The following is a 20,731-nucleotide window of genomic DNA, read 5'->3' on the forward strand; positions in this document are numbered from 1 at the left end:
GTATTGTCTAACAGAGCCAAATTAAAAGATAGAAAGATGCTTGAACAAATAAGTGACAAAGTTACAGAAAAAATACAAAAAATTGGATATACTAAGGATATAAGTGAAAAAATAAAAGGAGTGTACAAAAATGGAAAATTCAAACTGGCTCAAAAATGCCCTTGTTCTGGGGATTGTCTTTTTCTTGGCTATTTTCATTGTCAAGCCGATAGGTGTTTCTACACAGTTTAGTGTGTTAAGTGGCATACTGCACAGTATGGTAGATCCTGGTATGATTACAACAGATGCTACAAGAGAAAGTGGGTATCAAAGTAGCAATGCCTATTATGATAAAAATGAAGGAAAGTTGGCTAAGCAAATTAAAGATCCTTGGAATTATGATTTGGCTTTTGTGCTCGGAATGCCTTTAGGGGGAACCCTAGTTTATCTTCTAAATCGCAAGAAAAAACCTTCTTATCTGTCAAATGTAGGTCAGGTGCCAAGATTGTATCAAGATAAACAAGGTTTTCTAAGATTATATTTACCTAGTTTTGTAGGTGGATTTTTAATTTTATTTGGCGCTAGAATGGCAGATGGATGTACGAGTGGACATATGATGAGTGGAATGATGCAAGGGAGCGTAAGTGGGTATATTTTTGCAGGGGCTGTGTTTGTAGTAGCAATACCTACTGCACTTTTAGTGCAGATCTATAGTAAGAGAAAGGCAGGACGATAAGATGAATGTTGCATCAGGCATTGTATTAGGTGGACTTTTTGGCGCAGCCCTTTACTATGTGGGTGCCTCTAATCCACAAAAACTTTTAAGTATGCTACGTTTTCAAAATTTAAGGTTGATGAAAATTATCTTTTTTGCTATAGGGTTTGGAAGCACTTTGTTGGCAGTGACGAGCTTACTTGGCCTTTTTGATATCACGCATTTGAGCATTAAAGAGACCCACTTAGGTGTACTTGTAGGCGGGCTTATATTTGGTCTAGGGTTTGGAGGGCTTGGGACTTGTCCGGGTACTTGTGTGGTAGCCACTACAAGTGGTGGCTTCAAAAAGGCAATAGTTGCTTTATTGGGAGGTTTGCTTGGCGCTTGGGTATTTTCCATGAGCTATAGTTGGTTTAAGGAAAAGGGCCTTTTTGATGCTATGAATTTAGGGCGTCTGACTTGGTTTCAGGTTTCAGAGGCGTTTCAGGCAGTCTTTGAGGTCGGTTATGTTGGGTTACTCGGTGTAGGGGTTTTGTTTATGGTGATTGCAAGCATCTTACCAAGGCATCCTTTTAAAAAAAATGGCTAACAAAAAAGAGGATAGCATCTTATATACATATAGGGGCTATCCTCTTTTTGTTAGGGAAGGAAACGTTTTCTAAGTTTAGTTTTATCTTGTAAAGTTACGCCACCACGAGAAAGGGATACGAGACCTTCTTGCTCAAAGTATTTCAACATACGTGAGACAACTTCACGGGCACTGCCCATGTATTTAGCAATTTGCTCGTGTGTGAGCTTGAGTGTGGTGCTGCTTGTTTTAGAAGATTCATCAAGTAGGAAAAGGGCAAGGCGCTCATCAAAACTGAAAAAGAGCATTTGTTCCATTACCCACATCACGTCTGAAAAACGTTCAACAGCTATTTTATTGGCAAAGTTCTCGACATAAATATTTTCTTGCATAAGCTTAGCAAAGTAAGAGGTGTGAAGGAGTAAGACCTCAGCATCTTCTTCTACATCCATATGGACATCAAAGGTAATACTCTTCAAGATGCAAGAAGCAGAGAGTACACATAATTCACCACCATAGAGCCGATAAAGTGTGACATCTTTTCCTTTATCGGAAAGTAAATAGGTGCGCAAACAGCCTGTTTTAACTAAAAGAACCCCGATGCAATCCCGGTCTCCTCTATGTAATCTTTGCCCAGCAGTGTAATGTACAGTCGTTGTATGTTCTAATAAAAGGGCTTGTTGATTAGACGTTAAGTGGTTCCAGAAGTCTAAAGTGTGAATGAGAAAGTTTTGGTCTTCACGATTAATCATAAATAGCCTCCATTTTTTGGTATTTATACATAGTATAGAGAAAATAGCAGTAATATACCATAAAAAACTATTTACTTTATGAGGGATTTCCTATATTTTGATAAGTAAGCACACAACAAAAGAGAAAAGAGGGGATGACATGGCATCATCTTTAGCGTTTGTCCAGTACGTTTGTGAACAGTTAAAAGGGGCTGGAACGATTACTTTTAATAGAAGCAAGTCCTTATAAGGGGGCTAAACCTCACTTAATCTTAGAGAATTTAGAGGATGTACCCTTTCTGATAGATTTTATGAAAGCAACTTATCATGCACTCCCTCAGCCTCAACCTAAAAAACCTAAAGTGTCTACAAGACCAAAAGGGGATCAAGAAGAGCGGCTACCGCTTATTTAAAATAGAAAGGAGAACGCCGTGCTTTATATTTCTCAATTACTTGAAACCCATAGATTAGTCCCATTGTTAGAAGCTTATCCTATAGGGTTAGAAGTGATTAGCTTCAGTATAGGTTTTGTGTTAGATGATGTAGAAGCATCGATAGATCATTATCAAAAAGAATTTAGTGCCTTGTCCCAAGAGACACCCTTGACCTTTCATGGACCTTTCTTAGACCTACTTCCCGGAACTTGTGACAAGAAAGTACGAGAATTAGCACGCACACGTTTTGAGGCAGGCTATCAAGCAGCAAAGACTTTTGGAGTTAAGCATATGATTTTTCATACTGGGTATATGCCCAATACTTATCCAGATGTGTATTGGCTGGAAAATGTGATTCATTTTTGGCAAGACTTCTTAAAAGATAAGCTAGAGGATTGTACATTTTATGTGGAAAATGTCTTGGACTTAGATTGGCAACTCTTACATCAGCTTATAGATGCCATCGACCATCCTCACTTTAAGGTATGCCTAGATGTAGGACATGTAAAGGCCTATAGTCGTAGAAGTGTCAACGAGTGGATTCAGGGACTTGGAGATCGAATTGGTTATGTGCACCTTCACAATAATGATGGAAGTAGGGACGCACATGCTGGGCTTTTAAATGGAACGATACCCATGAAGGATGTATTAAGTCAACTTAGAGTTACGGCACCTGATGCCCATTGGAGCCTAGAAGTTTCAGATGAAGTAGAACTTAAAAGGTCTATTGAATGGCTTATGGAACAAAAGTTAATCTAAAGAACACGCTAAAGGAGAAAAAGGATGAAGTACTTAATTTTTTCAGATATACATGGCTCAAGTAGCCGTACACAACATCTGTTAGATGTTTTTAAAGCAAAGCAATGTGATTTAATGCTGATTTTAGGCGATGTGCTGTATCATGGGCCACGTAATCCTTTACCAGAAGGACATAATCCAGGCGAAGTGGTTCAGCTCCTCAATGACTATAAAGAAAAAATTATTTGTGTAGGTGGAAACTGTGATACTACAGTTGATCAAATGGTCTTGAGTTTTCCTTGTTTAGCCGAGTATACCATTATTATGGATGAGGGCATCAAACTTTTTGCAACTCACGGGCATCACTATCAACCCTCACAATTGCCACTTTTAAATAAAGGGGACGTCTTCTTGTATGGGCATACGCATTTATGGGAAATAGAAGAACATGCAGGGATTATACAGTGCAATCCAGGGTCTATTAGCCTACCCAAAGAAGGGCGTCCTGCCACTTATGCCATCTATGAAAAAGGTCAGTTAGAGATTTTTACTTTAGAGGGTGAATCGCTTAAAAGGTACCAAGTCAAATCGTTCAGAAGAGAAATCTAAGATTTTCTATTCTACAAAAGAGTCTACTTATTCTAGAATATATATAGTAAGTAGACTCTTTTGTAGAATAGAGCATTTTTCTTAAAAAAACACTAAACACCACAATAAAGGAACTTTTTGAAAGCACGTAAAAATCTATTGCTTGAATGAGAGAAATCGAATATTATTGTGGTATAGAAGATAAAAGTTCGGGAAATATTTACGCCGTTAACAGCAGATAGGAGAATTGACATGAAGACAAGTGCAAAGCAAGTAGCTAAACCAATTATTCAAAAAGTAATTAGCTTAGCAGAGGAAATTTTTAAAAACCCTGAACTTGGGTACAAAGAATTTAAGACAGTAGATGAGATTATAAAATTTTTAGAGGCCTATCATATTCCTTATACAAAGGAGATTGCATATACTGGAATCATTGCTACTGTAGACAGTGGTAAAGAAGGCCCACATATCGGTTTAGTATGCGACTTAGATGCAGTACCTACAAATGGACATCCTTACTGCAATCCACTAGATCAAGGTGCACATACATGTGGTCACTATGCTCAAGTAGGTGTCATGCTTGGTGTACTTGCAACACTTAAAGAGGCGGGTATTGTGGACGCACTGGGTGGAAAAGTAAGCTTCATTGGAACACCGGCTGAAGAGTTTGTAGACTTTGACTACCGTCAAGAGTTAATGGAACAAGGAAAAATTAAATATGCTTCAGGTAAGCAAGAGATGATTCACTTAGGCATCTTTGAAGATATAGACTTAGTCCTTTCTTGTCATACAATGGGTACTGGCATGCCATACGATGCAGAAGTCGATGCAACCCTTAATGGATTCATCAAAAAACGTACTGTATTCCATGGAAAAGCAGCTCACGCTGGTGCTAATCCATCACAAGGGATTAATGCTTTAAATGCAGCAAACCTTGCAATGACGGGGATTAACTTCTTAAGAGAAACCTTTAAAGAAGAAGATGCCATTCGTGTACACTTTATGCTTGTAGAAGGTGGACAATCTGTTAATACTATTCCAGAACGTACAACCCTTGATATGTACATTCGTGGTAAATCAGTAGAAGCCATTATGAATGCAAACCAAAAAGTAAATAGAGCGTTAAGAGCTGGTGGACTTGCTATTGGCTGTGACGTAGAAATTACAGATACACCAGGATATTTCCCATTAAGACAAGATAGAAATCTGACAAAAGTAGTGGAAGACAATTTTGATGCATATATACAACCAGAACGTATTTTAAGAGATGGACATGGCTTTGCATCAGGAGATATGGGAGATATTTCTTCAATCATCCCAACTGTTGAAATTGGTACAGGTGGATTCATGGGTACCCTTCATGGCAAAGACTTCCAAACAGAAGACACGCATATGGCATACACTGTCCCAGTACATTATTTTGTAGGCACAGTAGTAGACCTATTAAGTGATAAAGGTGAAAAAGTTCAAGCAATCAAAGCAAACTTTAAACCAATCTTTACAAGAGATGAGTATCTCAAAACTTTAGAAAACTTAAATCAAACTAGAATGTACAAACTGGAGGATGTAACATGTTAAGAAAAAAATTTGGTCGTTTATTATTAGTAGGTATGATGGCAATGACAACACTTGTAGGCTGTAGTAGTGGTGAAGCAACACCATCAACACCATCAACACCATCAGGTGAGGGGGCAACAACAGAAGATAAAGTAAAAGTAACACTTCTTTTAACAGGTTCTCTTGGAGATAAAGCATTCAATGACTCCGCTCAAGCAGGTATGGACAAAATTAAAGCAGAATTTGGTGACCAAGTTGAAACAGAAACCATTGAAATTGGTTTTGATAAAACAAAATTTGAACCAGCATTTATTGACGTATCAGAGTCTGATTCAGATATTATCGTTACAGGTCCTTGGGATATGAAAGAGCACATTGAAAATAATGCACCTTTATACCAAGATAAAAAATACATCGTATTTGATACAGACGTAGCTTATGACGAATATGACTTAAACAATGTTTACTCTATGAGTTACAAACAAAATGAAGCTGGATTCTTAGCAGGTGCACTTGCGGCACTTACAACAACTTCAGATATGAAATTTGCAAACCCAGATAAAAAAATCGGATTTGTAGGTGCACGTGATACATCACCTGTTATCAACGACTTCTTAATAGGTTACATTCAAGGCGCTCAGTTCATTGACCCAGAAATGAAAGTAGAAGTTTCTTATGTAGGTTCATTCACAGATACAGCAAAAGCAAAAGAATTAACACTTGCACAATATGCTAAAGGCGTAGATACAGTATTTGTAGCAGCAGGTCCAGCTTCAACAGGTACAATTGAAGCAGCTTTATCAGCAGGGAAATATGTAATTGGTGTAGACTCTGACCAAGCATTAGCTTATGAAGGGAAAGAAGAAGCTAATCACATCATCTCATCAGCACTTAAACATCTTGATACATCAATTGCTCGTGGTGTAGAACTTTATCTTAAAGATAGCTTAACATTTGGCGCACATGAAGAGTTAGGACTCAAAGATCAAGCAGTAGGTCTTGCAAATAATGCAATCTACGAAACGGTTGTAACAGAAGCAATCCGTACACAAGTACAAGAGGTAGAAGCTACGTTATTAAATGGTGAAGTAGAGTTAATCACAGCACTTGGGATGAGCCAAGAAGACTTACAAGCTATCATTAAAAGTGCACAATAAGTAAAAACGTAGACTACAAAGCATAGGGGTGAATGACGTGAAAAAGCCAATAATACTAGAAGTGAAAGACTTAACTAAAGTTTACCCAGGTGGAGTAGTTGCAAATCATGAGGTAAATATTAGTATTGAAGAAGGTGAAATCCATGCCCTCATTGGGGAAAATGGGGCAGGAAAATCTACCTTAATGAAAATGCTTTTTGGGATGAGTGCACCAACAAGTGGTAGCATTTATGTAAGAGGAGAAGAAGTACACTTTGCTTCTTCTAAACAAGCCATTGCACGTGGTATTGGTATGGTGCATCAACATTTTATGTTGGTGCCATCTCTTACCGTAGCAGAAAACTTAGTACTTGGACATGAACCTAAAAAGGCAGGGGTTATCAATCGTAAAGAAGCCATTCGTATTACCCAGGAAATGTCAAAACATTATAACTTAGATGTAAATGCAACAGAGCTTGTAGTGAATATCTCTCTTGCTATGAAACAAAAGCTAGAGATTTTAAAAGCACTTTACAGAGGTGCAAAAATTCTTATTTTAGATGAGCCAACAGCAGTTCTTACACCACAAGAAACAGATGAACTTTTTGAACAACTTAAGCTGCTACGTGAAAAAGGTCATACGATTATCTTTATTTCTCATAAACTTAATGAGGTTAAAGCCTTAAGTGACCGTCTCACCGTACTTAGAGATGGAAAGACAATGGGGACCCACCCAGTAAGTGACCTAACAGAACAAGAAATCTCAAAGCTTATGGTAGGGCGTGATGTGAGCCTAGATATTCCAAAAGAAGCCGGTGACTTTGGTAAGAGTATCTTGAAGGTGAAAGACTTAACTTATACCAACAAGTTTGGGAAGAAAAAAGTGGACAACATCTCCTTTTGTGTAAGAGAAGGACAAATTTTAGGTATTGCAGGGATTGATGGAAATGGTCAGTCAGAGCTGATTGAAACGATTGTAGGAAGTTTAAAACAAGACCAAGGAAAGATTACCCTTAAAGGGCAAGATATTTCCGCCATGGCTATTTTAAAACGTCAAGAAGTAGGCCTTTCTCATGTATCTGAAGACCGTATGGTCTTTGGGGCTGCACCTAAGCTCTCTTTAGAAGATAATGCCATTTCTAAAGTGTATCGTACACAAGAAGTATCTAAGTATGGCTTACTAGACGCCAAGAAGATCAAAGTTTTTACAGATAAAATTCTTCAAGACTTCAAGGTTAAGCATAGTACAAGTAAACAAAGCATTAAAGAGCTTTCAGGTGGAAACATTCAAAAGCTTATTGTAGGGCGAGAGTATCTATATGACCCAGAACTTTTCATTATCAATCAGCCAACACGAGGGATTGACGTCGGGGCTATTGAATTTATTCGTCATAAAATTATTGAGCTACGTAAAAGAAGAAAAGCAATTTTACTTGTATCTGCTGACTTAGGCGAAGTTTTATCTTTAAGTGATACGATTATCGTCATGAATGAAGGTAAAATTGTAGGCTATATTGAAGATGTAAAAAATGTTACAGAAAATGATTTAGGACTATATATGTTAGGTGTAAAAGTAGATGCACCAGAAGTTATCGGAGGTGCCTACAGTGAATAAAATACAAAATTGGTTTGACAAAAATGGCTTCAATGCCTTGAGGCTTTCTGTAGCAATAGGGATTGCCTTTGCTATTTCAACGCTTATTATTTTCTTGGTAAGTGATGCGCCAGGAGCGGCACTGGGTGCCCTTCTTACTGGTCCACTAGGATCTAAACGTCATTTCTTCAACGTATTAGAAATGGCAACGCCACTGGCTTTTACAGGTTTTGCACTTAGTTTAATTTATCAATCAGGGAATTTCTCTATGATTGCGGATGGTTCTTTGTACCTAGGTGCAGTGGTAGCTTCTGTCATTGCGATTAAATTGCCACTTCCAGCAGGGATTCACCCTGTCGTGGCTATTGCTGTTGCGGCAGTAGTAGGTGGCCTTGTAGGAGCTATACCAGCGCTTCTAAAAGTGAAGTATAAGTCTAATGAACTTGTAACCTCACTTATGCTCAACTATGTATGTTTCTATTCAGGTCTTTACGTGGTGAATCGCTTCATCATTGACCGCCAAGCAGGGAACTTTGCTTCTTTAAAATATGAAAAAACAGCATTGCTTGGAAAATTAATGCCAGGCACACGTCTTCACTATGGTTTTCTTCTCATGCTCATTGTAGGGGTTTTACTCTATCTCTTTATTTATAAAACAAAATGGGGTTATGAAATCCGTCTTGTAGGAAGTAACTTAGAGTTTGCTAAGCATACAGGGATTAATACAGCTAAAGTGATTATCATGACTCAAATGTTAGCAGGTGCTATTGCAGGGATGGGCGGTGCCAGTGAAAAACTTGGGATGTATACCCGTTTTGGTTGGGCAGATGCACCAACTTACGCGTGGGATGGTGTCATCATTGCCATACTTGCGGGGAACAATCCCAAGTATGTGCCTATTGCAGCATTTTTCTTAGCGTACATCCGTGTAGGGGCAGACATTATGTCTAGAACAAGTGACGTACAAAATGAATTGATTGCTATTATTCAAGGAGTTATTATTCTTTTAATCACAGCAGAACGATTCTTATATGTGGTGAAACAACGTCAAGAATCTAAAAAAGCATTAGAAAATTATTCAGCATAAGGAGGCGGACATGAACGAATTACTCGATATTTTCACTAACCAAGATTTTTATTTTGCTATGTTGCGTTCGACCACTCCAGTACTACTGACCACACTTGGAGCTATCATTGCTTCGCGTTCAGGTGCAAGTAATATCGCTTTAGAGGGGACGATGCTTGCATCAGCCTTTATGGGTGTAGTAGTCAGTGCACTTACTCAAAATGTATGGATGGGTCTATTAGGTTCTGTACTGATGGGGGTATTAATGAGTAATATATTAGCTTACTTTGCCTTAAAGCTAAAATCTAATATTATTATTTCAGGGATTGCCTTAAACTTAATGGCATCTGGTGGAACAGTATTTGGACTTTACCTTTTAACAGGGGACAAAGGGGCTTCAACTTCTTTAAATTCTCTTGTTTTACCAGCTGTGCATATTCCTATTATTAAAGATATTCCGGTTATTGGAGGCATCTTATCTGGCCATCATATTTTAACTTATGTTGGACTCATTCTTGTTGTAGCTATTTGGGCTATGTTCAAATACACAACCCTTGGTATGCGTATTCGTGCAGTTGGAGAATCTCCAGAGGCAGCAGAGTCTGTAGGAATTTCTGTAATCAAAATGCGCTATATTGCGCTTACACTAAGTGGTGTACTTGCAGCCCTTGGCGGTGCCTTCCTTTCTATGGGGTATGTTAAGATTTTCTCAGCAGGGATGACAGCAGGACGTGGTTATGTAGCTCTAGCAACTCAGGCTATGGCAGCAGGGAACACGATCGTGGGCCTTTTCACCTCTATGCTCTTTGGATTTAGTGAAAGTTTATCCAACTACTTACAAGGATTTAGTCTCCCCATTGAATTTATTCAAATGCTTCCGTACTTAACGATTGTTATCATCTATGTGATGTACACAGCGCGTCAAAGTAAAAAGGAAGAGCAAAAGAAAATAGACTAGTAAATAGAAACGAGTTATTAATAGAGGTCAAGCATTTCTACGAAGATTCTGTCAAGATCTTCACTAGGGATGAATATCTAGAACACATAAACTACCATTGGATTCACTTGTAATCTGATGGTAGTTTTTTGTTAAAGAAGACAACATAAAACAATAACACTATTAGTTAGAAAAGATGTTTAAGTTAAAAGAGAGCAACACAACAGTAAAAAAAGAAGTTATGGCAGGGATGAACAAGTATAGAAAGCACTATTTTTGATCCTATAAAAGGGTGAGAGGAAGAAACTTGACAATACTTGGGTATCAACGTAAAATGAGTTTGGATATCAAAGTATATTTATACGGAGGAATAAATATGGACAATACATTGCGGCTTATTAGTCAAGTAAGACATGCTATACAACGCTATATTATAGAGGGGCTTGCAGCACAAGGTGTAGAGGGCGTGGTACCCTCGCATGGGGACATCATGGTACACCTTTTTGAACATAAGACACAAACTATGGGAGAACTGGCGAAAAAAATTAAGAAAGACCCTTCTACAGTCACTGCTCTAGTGAAGAAGCTTATGGATAAGGGCTATGTAGAGCGTATGATAGACCCACAAGATAAAAGAGCTAACCCTATCCAGTTGACAGCTAAAGGGCAGGCACTTAGGCCTGCTTTTGATGAGATTACAAAGGGTATCTTTGAAGTTTTATACCAAGGGATAACAGAAGAAGAATGTACTATTTTTAAAAACGTTCTTCTAAAAATGTATGCCAATTTAACCTTAGAAGAAGGAGGAGACTATGAAACAAACAAAAAGAAAGTATCAAATTAGAATTATAGGGTTATTACTTTTTTTAATAATTGCCAACACCTATGTGTTTACACGTCACCGTACCGAAAAAGGGACATTGAATAAAGAGACTTTAATCGTGGGGATGGAGCTTAAATTCCCACCTTTTGAGACCATTGATGAAAAAGGAACACCTATGGGCGTATCTGTAGAGCTTGCTCACAAACTCGGTGAAAAGCTTGGAAAAAACATAGAGATTAGAAGTCTAGATTGGGCAGGGCTAATTCCTGCACTTCAAACACAAAATATTGATTTGATTATTTCCTCTATGAGTATTACCGAGGAACGCTTAGCAACGATTGATTTCTCTAATGAGTATGCCTCTTCAGATTTGGCTTTAGCCATTCATAAAGAGGCAGCTGCAAAAAGCTATGAAGATTTAAATCATCCAGAGGTTACAGTTGCCGTCAAGCAAGGTACCATTGGTGAAATGTGGGCGATGACTCATCTGCCACAGGCACAAATTAAAAGTTTTACAGAAGTTTCAGCAGGGCTTCTAGATGTGAACAGTGGCCAAAGTACAGCCTTTATCTATGACCCACTCAGTTTGATTGAAAGCTCTAAGAACTTAAGTCAAATTAAACTTAATCTGGATGCACTGCCAGGAACAAAAGGGTGGGGTATAGGTATGCGCAAAGGAGAAGCTGCCTTGCAAGAAGCCATTAACCGTGCCCTTGTTGAGATTCAGGCGGAAGGCTTCTATGAGGAGATGCGTGAGAAATATTTAAAGGAAGAAGTAGAAAAGTATGAGTCTTATGGACTTAAATACTTCTTTTAGGAGGGGAATATGAGCGAAAAAACTTTAAAAAAGATATGGGACGTACTAGCTGTCTTTGCCATTTTTAATTTCATCTTTTTAGTTGTTGTCTACCAAAATCCAGATTTTAAATTGAATATAGGGGCATTAGGTCAATATGCAGGATTACTTGGACAAGGCTATTTGTATACTATTATGATAAGTCTTGTTGCCTTAATCTTAAGCTTAGTTTTTAGCGGGATGCTGTTTGGCATGAGTATTTCTAAACATAAGTGGTTGAATTATTTTTATACATGCTTTACCCAAGTGGCATTAGGTGTACCCCTTATGGTACATATTATTGTCTTATATTTCTTTTTAACGTCTGCAATTGGTATACGTGATCCTTTAGTAGGTGGAACACTTATTCTTTCCTTATATATGTCATGTTACTTTGCCAAGACATTTGAAGGTGCGTATAAGGATATCTCACCTCAGCAATTTAGGATGATGCATATTTTGGGCTTACCTCGAACAATTTGTATGACCAAAATTATTTTACCTCAAATCATCAAAGGGACACTGCCAACACTCACAAGCCATTTTGCATTACTTGTTAAAAGTACGGCCTTACTTTCATTGATTTCAGTATCAGAATTCACACAAATCATTAACCTATTTAATTCTAGAACATTAGAGTTTGTCACAGGCTATGTGTTACTGGCAATAGGTTACTTAGCCATTACCATTCCACTTAGTATATGTGCGAATTGGCTAAACAAAAAGGTGGTGCAGGCATGAACATAAAAATTCAAAATTTAATCAAAACATATGGTGCGGAGTCTGCTATTCATATTGATACCCTTCATTTAGAAGGCATTCACACACTTGCTATTGTAGGACCAAGTGGCGGGGGAAAGAGTACACTTCTAAAGCTTCTAGGGACTATTGAAGAGGCTGACTCAGGTTCTTTACAAGTGAATAGTATAGAAATTGTAGGAATAAAGGATCCTAAGGCATATTTGCATGAAGTAGGCTTTGTTTTCCAACATGATAATTTGTTTCCTAATTTAACGGTTCTACAAAATGTAACGATTCATTTGATTTATACTTATCATATGAGGGAAGAAGAAGCACAAGCACTAGCTAGAAAATGGTTGGATAAAGTAGGGATACTAGAACATCAAGATAAGAAGGTTCATCAACTTAGTGGTGGGCAGGCTCAACGTGCAGCCATTGTTCGGGCGCTTGTAACAGGTGCCAATTTGCTCATGCTAGATGAACCTACAAGTGCATTAGACCCAGAATTGGCCTACGAAGTCATGATGACTTTGATTCATATGAAAGAAGAAACAGATATGATTATTGTCACCCATGAACTTAACTTTGCAAAACGTTTTGCTGATTATTACCTTTTTGTTGAAGAAGGGAAAATTCTAGCACATGGGCCGATGGAAGAACTATTTAAAAATGAAAACGAACGTATTCAAGATTTTGTTAATAAAATTACTTTTAAATAAGCGTAATAATGAACGACAAAGAGTAGGCAATCAGTGGGAAGATATACACTGATTGCCTACTCTTTTGATGTATTACAGCCACTACATAGGAAGCACTTATAACTTGAACAGTAAGAAGTGAAGATTTGGGCTATTAAACATTGAGAAGCAACCTATAAAAGTTAGGTTAGGGGTGGAATATGCAATTTAGGATAAGCATGTTCTTTGAGCGGTGGAAGAGGAAAACTCTGTGTATGCTTAAAGTTTTCTACTTGTATGCCATAAGGACTAATACTTAAAGTGATTTCATCCACACCAATAGTGTTATGTGCACCTACAAAAGGTTTGACTTGTACTTTGAGTGTAAAAGAAAATCCTCTGTAAGCTTCTCGTTCAACCTTTAGGAAAGTAACATCATAAAGGCCATAGAGGAGTGGCATACCGTATTGCTTTTCAATTTCTGCTGAAATAGTAGGCTCTAAGGTGGTCACTAACATATCTTTGTAGAGCTCTTCAATAGAGCCTTCAGAAGGCGTATAAGGATAAGGAATGCCACCTTTCGCATCTAAAGGTGTCGCACCAGTAAAAATGAAGATAGAAAAACATAGGGATAGGCAAAGCATTAAATAAGATATTTTTTTCATTATGAACACACTCCAATAGCTTTATAAAGTTAGTATATGAAAAATTTGTAGACTTATGAATTTAAAAATCTTTTTATGTACCAATGTTCCAATAAAGAATCATTTATAATGAGGACAAAGGTTCTTGAGATTGATTTAAGTTACTTAGGGATTTTGAACATCCAGATTAGCTCAGAGAGGAAGAAGCTGTGGAGGTGCTCTGAGTCAAATTTGAGGGCTTGTTTGATGCAAAAAGTAAAGGATGGACATTCTAAAGATCATTAAGGTGGGGTACAACTGAGGAGATATTAGGAGTTGACAAGTATTTGGCGTTGGAAGTAGACTATGGATGATGACAAAAGAAAGAGGTAGACTATGGAAGCCATTTATGAAGCAATAGAACAAAAGATTAAAGCAGCGGGCTATAACGGCAGCGTGAACGGAATGGCCATTTATAATGAAATTTGTGATGAAATCGATGGCAAAGAAAACGGTGGATATATCTTTATGTCTAAAGTAGATGACGAAGTTTTCTTTGAGTATAAAATTGATGTTATGGATGATGAATTTAATTTAGCCTATATCAATATTAATACACAAAATGGCATCATTCATGTAGATTTTGATGCAGAATAAGAAAAGCTATCACATTGATGAAAGATGCAATGGGTGTGGGGCATGTAAAATTGTTTGCCCAGTCCACTGTATTAGTAAAGGGCAACCTTATCTCATCAACCAAGCAAGCTGTATAAAATGCGGGCGCTGTGCCACAAGGTGTTGGCGTAAGTATATACAACTACAAACTGTAAAAAAAGCATAGATATCATGTAAGGCACTTCTAGGGGTTTCTCTAGAGGTGTCTTGTTTTTTTGGAAGTTTATTTAATATAAATTGTGGTATAAATACCCTTTGATATAAATAAAAAGCAAAAAACTGATAATAATAAGAACTGTAAAAAGATACGACATCAATGGCTTATGACACCTTTTTAGAAAAGAAAAATGTCGTAAGCCATTTTAATATTTACCTTTCTTTGGGTATATTTTTCTAAAAAGTGACATACTAACGAGAGGAGGTGAGTTTATGCCAAAAATTCATGATTACTATCAAGAAATGCTCAATACCCATTATGGTTCTCATCTAGAAATGTGTGATGAATTAGGTCTTACATTAAACGACTTATATACGAATGAGCTTGATGAAGACGATTTTCTATAACTAACACATAAGGATGATGAACATGGAGACTTTTGAAATTACAACCCAAATTAAATTTGGTAAAGGTGCACTTGGATACTTAACCAGTTTACATGGGCAACGAGTATTTATTGTAACTGACCCCTTTATGGTGAAGTCTGGCATGATTAATAAGGTGATCGATAAACTAGAAGCTGGCAGCTTTGAAGTATTTAGCGAAGTCGTGCCGGACCCGCCGATGGAGCTTGTGACTAAAGGGGTAGAGGCAGTCATTGCCTTTAAACCTAATACGATGCTCGCACTAGGTGGAGGTTCGTCCATTGATGCGGCCAAAGCTATTATGGATTTTTCTAAAAAAATTGGTGGCTTAAAGGATATGACCTTTATTGCTATCCCAACAACAAGTGGGACGGGTTCAGAGGTGACCTCTTTTGCTGTTATTACAGACCATGAAAAAGGGGTCAAATATCCTCTTGTATCCAATAGCCTTTTGCCAGACATTGCGATTTTAGAGCCAGAACTTGTAAAAAGTGTACCACCGGACATTGTAGCAGATACAGGTATGGACGTTTTAACCCACGCTATTGAAGCTTATGTATCTACTGCTGCTACAGACTTTTCCGATGCACTTGCAGAAAAAGCTGTAGAACTCGTCTTTGAGTACTTAAAACGTTCTTATGAGAGTAGTGAGGATATGGAAGCTAAAGAAAAGATGCACAATGCGTCATGTCTAGCGGGAATTGCCTTTAACTTAGCTTCCCTTGGTATTAATCATGCCATTGCACACAATATCGGTGGCAAATTGCATATTCCACATGGGCGTACCAATGCCCTTTTACTACCTTATGTTATTGAGTTTAATGCCGATATTGAAGGCTTTAATCCAACCCACTATACAAAAGCTGCTACCAAATATGCACAGCTTGCAAAACTTGTTGGCTTACAAGGTGCCCATACAAGAGCTTTAGTCAAGAATCTAGTCCATGAAATTATAAAAATGCAAAAAGAAATGAAAATGCCAGTGACATTAAAAGCATGTCATATCACACAAGAAGCAGTTAATGAAGTAAAACAAGACATTGCAAAAGGTGCGTTAGAAGATGCTTGTATGTTAACCAATCCACGTACAGCGACAACAGGGGATGTGTTAGAAATCCTGCATCAGATAACGGGTTAGGAGTAGACTATGGAATTTGAACCCAAACAACGCATTATTCAAGAGTTTGTACCAGGAAAGCAAGTCACACTTGCCCATATCATTGCCCATCCTACAGAAGATATTTATAAGAAGCTTGGGCTAATGGAAGACCATATTGAAGCCATTGGTATTTTGACCATTACACCAAGTGAAGGTGCAATTATTGCAGCAGATGTGGCAACAAAAGCTTCAGATATTCACTTAGGTTTTATTGACCGCTTTAGTGGTGCCCTTGTGTTTTCAGGGGATGTAGGTTCTGTTGATGCGGCGATGAGTGATATTTTACGTGTGCTTGAGCATGTACTAGGCTTTACACCAACTCACATTACGAGGACATAGCCATGAAACGAATTATCTTTATGGGTAAGACAGGGTGTGGCAAGACAACCCTTTGTCAAAAACTCAATGAATTAGAATTAAAGTATAAAAAGACTCAAGCTGTCGAACTCTATGAAAATGCTATTGATACACCAGGTGAATACTTGGAGAATCGTCATTATTACAGTGCGCTCATTATGAGTGCAGTAGATGCTAAGCTCATTGCACTTGTGGCAGACCCTACAGCCTATGACCACTTTATCCCTCCGGCTTTTGCAGGTACTTTTGCAAAGGAAGTGATCGGCATTATTACAAAAGTAAGTTTAGTCACAGACCCTAAGCAAATTGAAAAAGTAGAGCTTGGACTAAAGTCAGCAGGTGTAAGCCGCATCTTTAAAGTAGACACCGTAGAAGGTGTAGGCATTGAACCCCTTTTTATATATTTAGAATCTATATTAAAGGCATAAAAAGGGCACACCTAAGGAGGAGGAAAAGTGAGAGAAGAACTATTAAGTGTAGGGATAGATATTGGGACCAGTACAACACAACTCATTTTTTCAAAGATTATTGTAGAAAATATGGCGTCTAGTTATACAGTACCTCGCATTGTGATTGTAGATAAGGAAATCATTTATCGAAGTGATATTTATTTTACCCCGCTCTTGTCTATTCATGAGATTGATGGACCAAAGGTGAGAAGTATTATCGAACATGAATATGAAAAAGCGGGAATAGAACCTGCAAAGATTGATACAGGGGCCGTCATTATAACCGGTGAAACGGCTAGAAAAGAAAATGCACAAGAAGTACTCACAACCTTAAGTGGTTTAGCAGGAGATTTTGTTGTGGCTACTGCAGGACCAGACCTTGAGAGTATTATTTCAGGTAAAGGTGCAGGCGCACATCTTTATTCCAAAGAACACAGTACGAGTGTGGTCAATATAGACATAGGAGGTGGAACAAGTAATTTAGCTGTCTTTTTAAGAGGAGACGTAAAGGAAACAGGATGCCTAGATGTAGGTGGACGTCTGGTCAAAGTAGACCCAAGTACACATGCGATTACGTATATAGCACCTAAGTATGAACAGCTTATTTGTGAACGAAATTTGGGACTTGCCATAGGCACTATTGCCACTAGAGAAAATTTGAAGCCTATCTTAGACATCATGGTAGAAATACTTGAACAAAGTGCAGGACTTCGTACACAGGATCATCTATTAAGTTTTATTATGACTAATAAAAATATTGAACTTAGCGTGCCTATAGAATGTATATCCTTTTCTGGTGGTGTGGCAGATTATGTTTATTATGACGGAGAGATTAGCGACTATTTTAAATTTGGGGATATTGGCATTCTACTTGGACAAGCTATTCAAGGGTCTATTCTATGCCAAAAGTTGAAACTTATAAGAAGTACCGAGACCATTCGAGCAACAGTAGTGGGTGCAGGGACACATACCACGGAAATCAGTGGCAGTACCATTACGTACACCAACAATGCTTTTCCCATTAAAAACTTGCCTATTTTGAAATTAGCCCTTGAGGAAGAACTAGAAGGTATAGAGGGTTTAGCCAAGGCTCTTCACAAAAAGCTTGAGTGGTTCAAGTTAGAAGGCGACTTGCAACGGGTTGCAGTTGCTATACAAGGAAAAGCGAATCCAAGTTTTAATGACATCCAAACTTATGCGAAAGGTTTAATTCAAGGGATGCAGGAACTCATTGAACGTGAACTCCCCCTAATTATTATTGTCGAAGAAGATATGGCAAAAGCTTTAGGACAAAGTATTTATCATTTACTTGAATACAAAAAAGATGTCATTTGCTTAGATAGTGTGAAACTGGATAACGGCGATTATATTGACATTGGAAGTCCTATTGCAGAAGGTGCTGTCTTACCAGTAGTGGTGAAAACATTAGTATTTAGTTAAAAGATGTGAAATTGTGAAAGGAGGATCAAAATGATCTTAAAAACAAAATTATTTGGTCACACTTATGAGTTCAAATCACTCAAGGAAGTTATGGCCAAAGCAAATGAAGAAAAATCAGGCGATAAATTAGCCGGTCTTGCTGCCCAATCTGCAGAGGAGCGTGTTGCAGCAAAAGTAGTGCTTGCTAATATTACATTAGAGGACTTACGTAACAATCCGGCTGTACCTTATGAAGAGGACGAAGTAACACGTATTATCCAAGATGATGTGAATGAAAAAATCTACAACGAAATAAAACATTGGACTGTTAGTGACTTTAGAGAATGGATTTTAGATGAAAAAACAACAGGAGCAGATATTGCACGTGCTTCAAGAGGGATTACCTCTGAAATCGTAGCTGCTGTAGCCAAATTGATGTCTAATATGGACCTCATCTATGGTGCACAAAAAATCCGTATTATTAAACATTGTAATACAACAATTGGTATGCCTGGGACTTTATCTAGTCGTCTTCAACCTAACCATCCAACAGATGACCCAGATGGGATTATGGCTTCACTACTTGAAGGACTTACCTATGGTGCAGGAGATGCTTTACTTGGTCTAAACCCTGTAGATGATTCAACAGAAAGTGTTGTGCGCGTTTTAAAACGATTTGAAGAAATTAAACAAAAATTCCAAATTCCAACTCAAACTTGTGTACTTGCTCACGTCACTACACAAATGGATGCTATTAGACATGGCGCGCCTGCAGACCTTATTTTCCAATCTATAGCAGGTTCTGAAAAAGGAAATACTGCCTTTGGATTTAATGCAGCAACGATTGAAGAAGCAAGACAACTTGCACTTAAAGAAGGAACAGCAGAAGGTCCAAACGTTATGTACTTTGAAACAGGTCAAGGTTCTGAACTTTCATCAGAAGCACACTTTGATACTGACCAAGTGACAATGGAGGCGAGATGCTATGGCTTTGCTAAACGCTTTGACCCATTCCTTGTTAACACTGTAGTTGGTTTCATTGGACCAGAATATTTATATGATGGTCGCCAAGTAAGTCGTGCAGGGCTTGAAGATCACTTCATGGGTAAACTTACAGGTATTTCAATGGGCTGTGATGCATGTTACACCAACCATATGAAAGCTGACCAAAATAGTATTGAAGACTTATCTGTTCTCTTAACAACAGCAGGTTGTAACTACTTTATGGGTATTCCTCATGGAGATGACGTTATGCTCAACTATCAAACAACAGGCTACCATGAAACAGCAGCACTTCGTGAAATGTTTGGCTTAACTGCCATAAAACCTTTCCATGAATGGCTTCTTAAAATGGGCTTTGTAGACGAACGTGGACACTTAACTGAAAGAGCGGGCGACGCATCAATATTGTTCTAGAAAAGGAGGCATAAAACGTGAACGAACAAGATTTAAGAAAAATGGTAGAACAACTTGTAGACCAAATGATTGGAAAAGAAACAACAATAAGTAGCGGGATAGAGACTACAAAGACAACTATTCCTACATCTCAAAATGAATCAAGTTATAATGCAAGTCATATTGATCGTAGTGGATGTATTGATGATATTACAGCAGTTGATCTTAAAAAACAATTTCTTGTAAAAAATGCAAAAGATAAAGAAGCTTATCTACAAATGAAGAGTAAAACACCAGCAAGACTTGGTATTGGTAAAGCGGGTGCAAGATATCGTACAGCAACAATGCTTCGTGTACGTGCAGACCATGCAGCAGCTCAAGATGCAGTCTTTAGTGACGTATCTGAAGCATTTATTAAGAAAAATGATTTTGTGTTTGTACAAACACTTTGCCAAGACAAAGACCAATATTTAACACGTCCTGACATGGGTCGTCGTTTTGACCAAAAAGAAATTGAGGTCATCAAGAAAACGTGTGGACAAAATCCAAAAGTGCTTCTTATTGTAGGCGATGGTCTTTCTTCTTCAGCTATTGAAGCCAACGTAGAAGATATGATTCCTGCTATTAAACAAGGGTTACAAATGTATGGGATTACAGTAGGACCTATCCTATTTATCAAATATGCGCGTGTAGGTGCAATGGATGATATTGGACAAATTACAGGTGCAGAAGTTATTTGTATGCTCGTTGGGGAAAGACCGGGGCTTGTAACAGCTGAATCTATGTCCGCTTATATTGCTTATAAACCACGCCATGGTTTAGCAGAAGCAGAACGTACAGTTATTTCTAACATTCACAGAGGTGGTACAACAGCTGTTGAAGCAGGTGCACATACTGCAGAATTGATTAAAAAAATGCTAGATAAGAAAGCATCTGGTATCAATCTTAAATAA

The 20,731-nt window shown here is 37.9% G+C and carries 24 protein-coding genes; 22 read left to right on the forward strand and 2 right to left on the reverse strand.

Going from position 1 to position 20,731, the window contains the following annotated elements; genetic code table 11:
- The first annotated feature begins 130 nt into the window (after positions 1-130).
- Together RRY75_RS03110 and RRY75_RS03115 are read left to right on the forward strand one after the other, a co-directional pair.
- Entirely contained in the window at positions 131-715 is a 585-nt protein-coding gene (locus tag RRY75_RS03110; protein ID WP_332527257.1) for a YeeE/YedE thiosulfate transporter family protein, read from the forward strand.
- Position 716: 1 nt separating this feature from the next.
- Positions 717-1,283, forward strand: a complete 567-nt coding sequence (locus tag RRY75_RS03115) for a YeeE/YedE thiosulfate transporter family protein (RefSeq protein WP_332491173.1) — start codon at positions 717-719, stop codon at positions 1,281-1,283.
- A 50-nt stretch (positions 1,284-1,333) separates the two neighbouring features.
- Here RRY75_RS03115 and RRY75_RS03120 read toward each other — a convergent pair whose 3' ends face one another.
- Entirely contained in the window at positions 1,334-2,014 is a 681-nt protein-coding gene (locus RRY75_RS03120; RefSeq protein ID WP_332491171.1) for a Crp/Fnr family transcriptional regulator, read from the reverse strand.
- A gap of 410 nt (positions 2,015-2,424) precedes the next feature.
- Between RRY75_RS03120 and RRY75_RS03125 the strand changes: the two genes are divergently transcribed.
- From RRY75_RS03125 to RRY75_RS03175, 11 genes are all read left to right on the forward strand, one after another.
- Positions 2,425-3,186, forward strand: a complete 762-nt coding sequence (locus RRY75_RS03125) for a sugar phosphate isomerase/epimerase family protein (RefSeq protein ID WP_332491169.1) — start codon at positions 2,425-2,427, stop codon at positions 3,184-3,186.
- A gap of 24 nt (positions 3,187-3,210) precedes the next feature.
- Positions 3,211-3,774, forward strand: coding sequence for a phosphodiesterase (yfcE, locus tag RRY75_RS03130; RefSeq protein ID WP_332491167.1), 564 nt, complete (start codon positions 3,211-3,213; stop codon positions 3,772-3,774).
- Between the two features lie 231 nt (positions 3,775-4,005).
- The gene (locus RRY75_RS03135; protein ID WP_332491165.1) at positions 4,006-5,331 is read left to right on the forward strand and encodes an amidohydrolase; all 1,326 of its coding nucleotides are present in this window, start codon (positions 4,006-4,008) and stop codon (positions 5,329-5,331) included.
- Positions 5,325-6,467, forward strand: coding sequence for a BMP family ABC transporter substrate-binding protein (locus tag RRY75_RS03140; protein WP_332527258.1), 1,143 nt, complete (start codon positions 5,325-5,327; stop codon positions 6,465-6,467). Before RRY75_RS03135 ends, RRY75_RS03140 begins: the two co-directional genes overlap by 7 nt.
- A 37-nt stretch (positions 6,468-6,504) precedes the next feature.
- The gene (locus RRY75_RS03145) at positions 6,505-8,061 is read left to right on the forward strand and encodes an ABC transporter ATP-binding protein (protein WP_332491162.1); all 1,557 of its coding nucleotides are present in this window, start codon (positions 6,505-6,507) and stop codon (positions 8,059-8,061) included.
- A complete protein-coding gene (locus RRY75_RS03150; protein ID WP_332491160.1) occupies positions 8,054-9,127 on the forward strand; it encodes an ABC transporter permease in 1,074 nt (357 codons plus the stop codon). Before RRY75_RS03145 ends, RRY75_RS03150 begins: the two co-directional genes overlap by 8 nt.
- A 10-nt stretch (positions 9,128-9,137) precedes the next feature.
- Complete coding sequence (locus tag RRY75_RS03155; protein ID WP_332491159.1) at positions 9,138-10,064, forward strand: ABC transporter permease; 927 nt, start codon at positions 9,138-9,140, stop codon at positions 10,062-10,064.
- A 355-nt stretch (positions 10,065-10,419) separates the two neighbouring features.
- Complete coding sequence (locus RRY75_RS03160; protein ID WP_332491158.1) at positions 10,420-10,887, forward strand: MarR family winged helix-turn-helix transcriptional regulator; 468 nt, start codon at positions 10,420-10,422, stop codon at positions 10,885-10,887.
- A complete protein-coding gene (locus RRY75_RS03165; protein ID WP_332491157.1) occupies positions 10,856-11,683 on the forward strand; it encodes a transporter substrate-binding domain-containing protein in 828 nt (275 codons plus the stop codon). The genes RRY75_RS03160 and RRY75_RS03165 overlap by 32 nt, the downstream gene beginning before the upstream one ends.
- A gap of 9 nt (positions 11,684-11,692) precedes the next feature.
- Entirely contained in the window at positions 11,693-12,442 is a 750-nt protein-coding gene (locus RRY75_RS03170) for an ABC transporter permease subunit (RefSeq protein WP_332491155.1), read from the forward strand.
- Positions 12,439-13,161: an amino acid ABC transporter ATP-binding protein gene (locus tag RRY75_RS03175; protein WP_332491153.1), complete on the forward strand. Its 723-nt coding sequence runs from the start codon at positions 12,439-12,441 to the stop codon at positions 13,159-13,161. Before RRY75_RS03170 ends, RRY75_RS03175 begins: the two co-directional genes overlap by 4 nt.
- Before the next feature lie 161 nt (positions 13,162-13,322).
- Here RRY75_RS03175 and RRY75_RS03180 read toward each other — a convergent pair whose 3' ends face one another.
- Positions 13,323-13,784: a DUF3888 domain-containing protein gene (locus RRY75_RS03180; RefSeq protein ID WP_332491151.1), complete on the reverse strand. Its 462-nt coding sequence runs from the start codon at positions 13,782-13,784 to the stop codon at positions 13,323-13,325.
- A 354-nt stretch (positions 13,785-14,138) separates the two neighbouring features.
- Between RRY75_RS03180 and RRY75_RS03185 the strand changes: the two genes are divergently transcribed.
- The 9 genes from RRY75_RS03185 to eutC all read left to right on the forward strand — a co-directional run bounded on the left by RRY75_RS03185 (position 14,139) and on the right by eutC (position 20,731).
- Positions 14,139-14,399: a hypothetical protein gene (locus RRY75_RS03185; RefSeq protein WP_332491150.1), complete on the forward strand. Its 261-nt coding sequence runs from the start codon at positions 14,139-14,141 to the stop codon at positions 14,397-14,399.
- Positions 14,389-14,583, forward strand: a complete 195-nt coding sequence (locus RRY75_RS14195; RefSeq protein ID WP_334309870.1) for a 4Fe-4S binding protein — start codon at positions 14,389-14,391, stop codon at positions 14,581-14,583. Before RRY75_RS03185 ends, RRY75_RS14195 begins: the two co-directional genes overlap by 11 nt.
- Positions 14,584-14,846: 263 nt before the next feature.
- The gene (locus tag RRY75_RS03190; protein WP_332491149.1) at positions 14,847-14,981 is read left to right on the forward strand and encodes a hypothetical protein; all 135 of its coding nucleotides are present in this window, start codon (positions 14,847-14,849) and stop codon (positions 14,979-14,981) included.
- Positions 14,982-15,003: 22 nt separating this feature from the next.
- A complete protein-coding gene (locus RRY75_RS03195) occupies positions 15,004-16,137 on the forward strand; it encodes a 1-propanol dehydrogenase PduQ (RefSeq protein ID WP_332527259.1) in 1,134 nt (377 codons plus the stop codon).
- 9 nt (positions 16,138-16,146) lie between these two features.
- Positions 16,147-16,497 carry a BMC domain-containing protein gene (locus tag RRY75_RS03200; RefSeq protein ID WP_332491145.1) on the forward strand — a complete coding sequence of 117 codons (351 nt, stop codon included), beginning with the start codon at positions 16,147-16,149 and terminating at the stop codon, positions 16,495-16,497.
- A 2-nt stretch (positions 16,498-16,499) separates the two neighbouring features.
- Entirely contained in the window at positions 16,500-16,943 is a 444-nt protein-coding gene (locus RRY75_RS03205) for a EutP/PduV family microcompartment system protein (protein WP_332491143.1), read from the forward strand.
- A 27-nt stretch (positions 16,944-16,970) separates the two neighbouring features.
- A complete protein-coding gene (gene eutA / locus RRY75_RS03210) occupies positions 16,971-18,404 on the forward strand; it encodes an ethanolamine ammonia-lyase reactivating factor EutA (RefSeq protein WP_332491141.1) in 1,434 nt (477 codons plus the stop codon).
- Positions 18,405-18,434: 30 nt separating this feature from the next.
- On the forward strand, positions 18,435-19,799 hold the full coding sequence (locus RRY75_RS03215) for an ethanolamine ammonia-lyase subunit EutB (protein ID WP_332491139.1): 1,365 nt from the start codon (positions 18,435-18,437) through the stop codon (positions 19,797-19,799).
- Between the two features lie 17 nt (positions 19,800-19,816).
- Positions 19,817-20,731, forward strand: a complete 915-nt coding sequence (eutC, locus tag RRY75_RS03220; RefSeq protein WP_332491137.1) for an ethanolamine ammonia-lyase subunit EutC — start codon at positions 19,817-19,819, stop codon at positions 20,729-20,731.

The sequence above is a fragment of the Niameybacter sp. genome, assembly GCF_036655075.1.
Taxonomy (GTDB): domain Bacteria; phylum Bacillota; class Clostridia; order Lachnospirales; family Cellulosilyticaceae; genus Holtiella.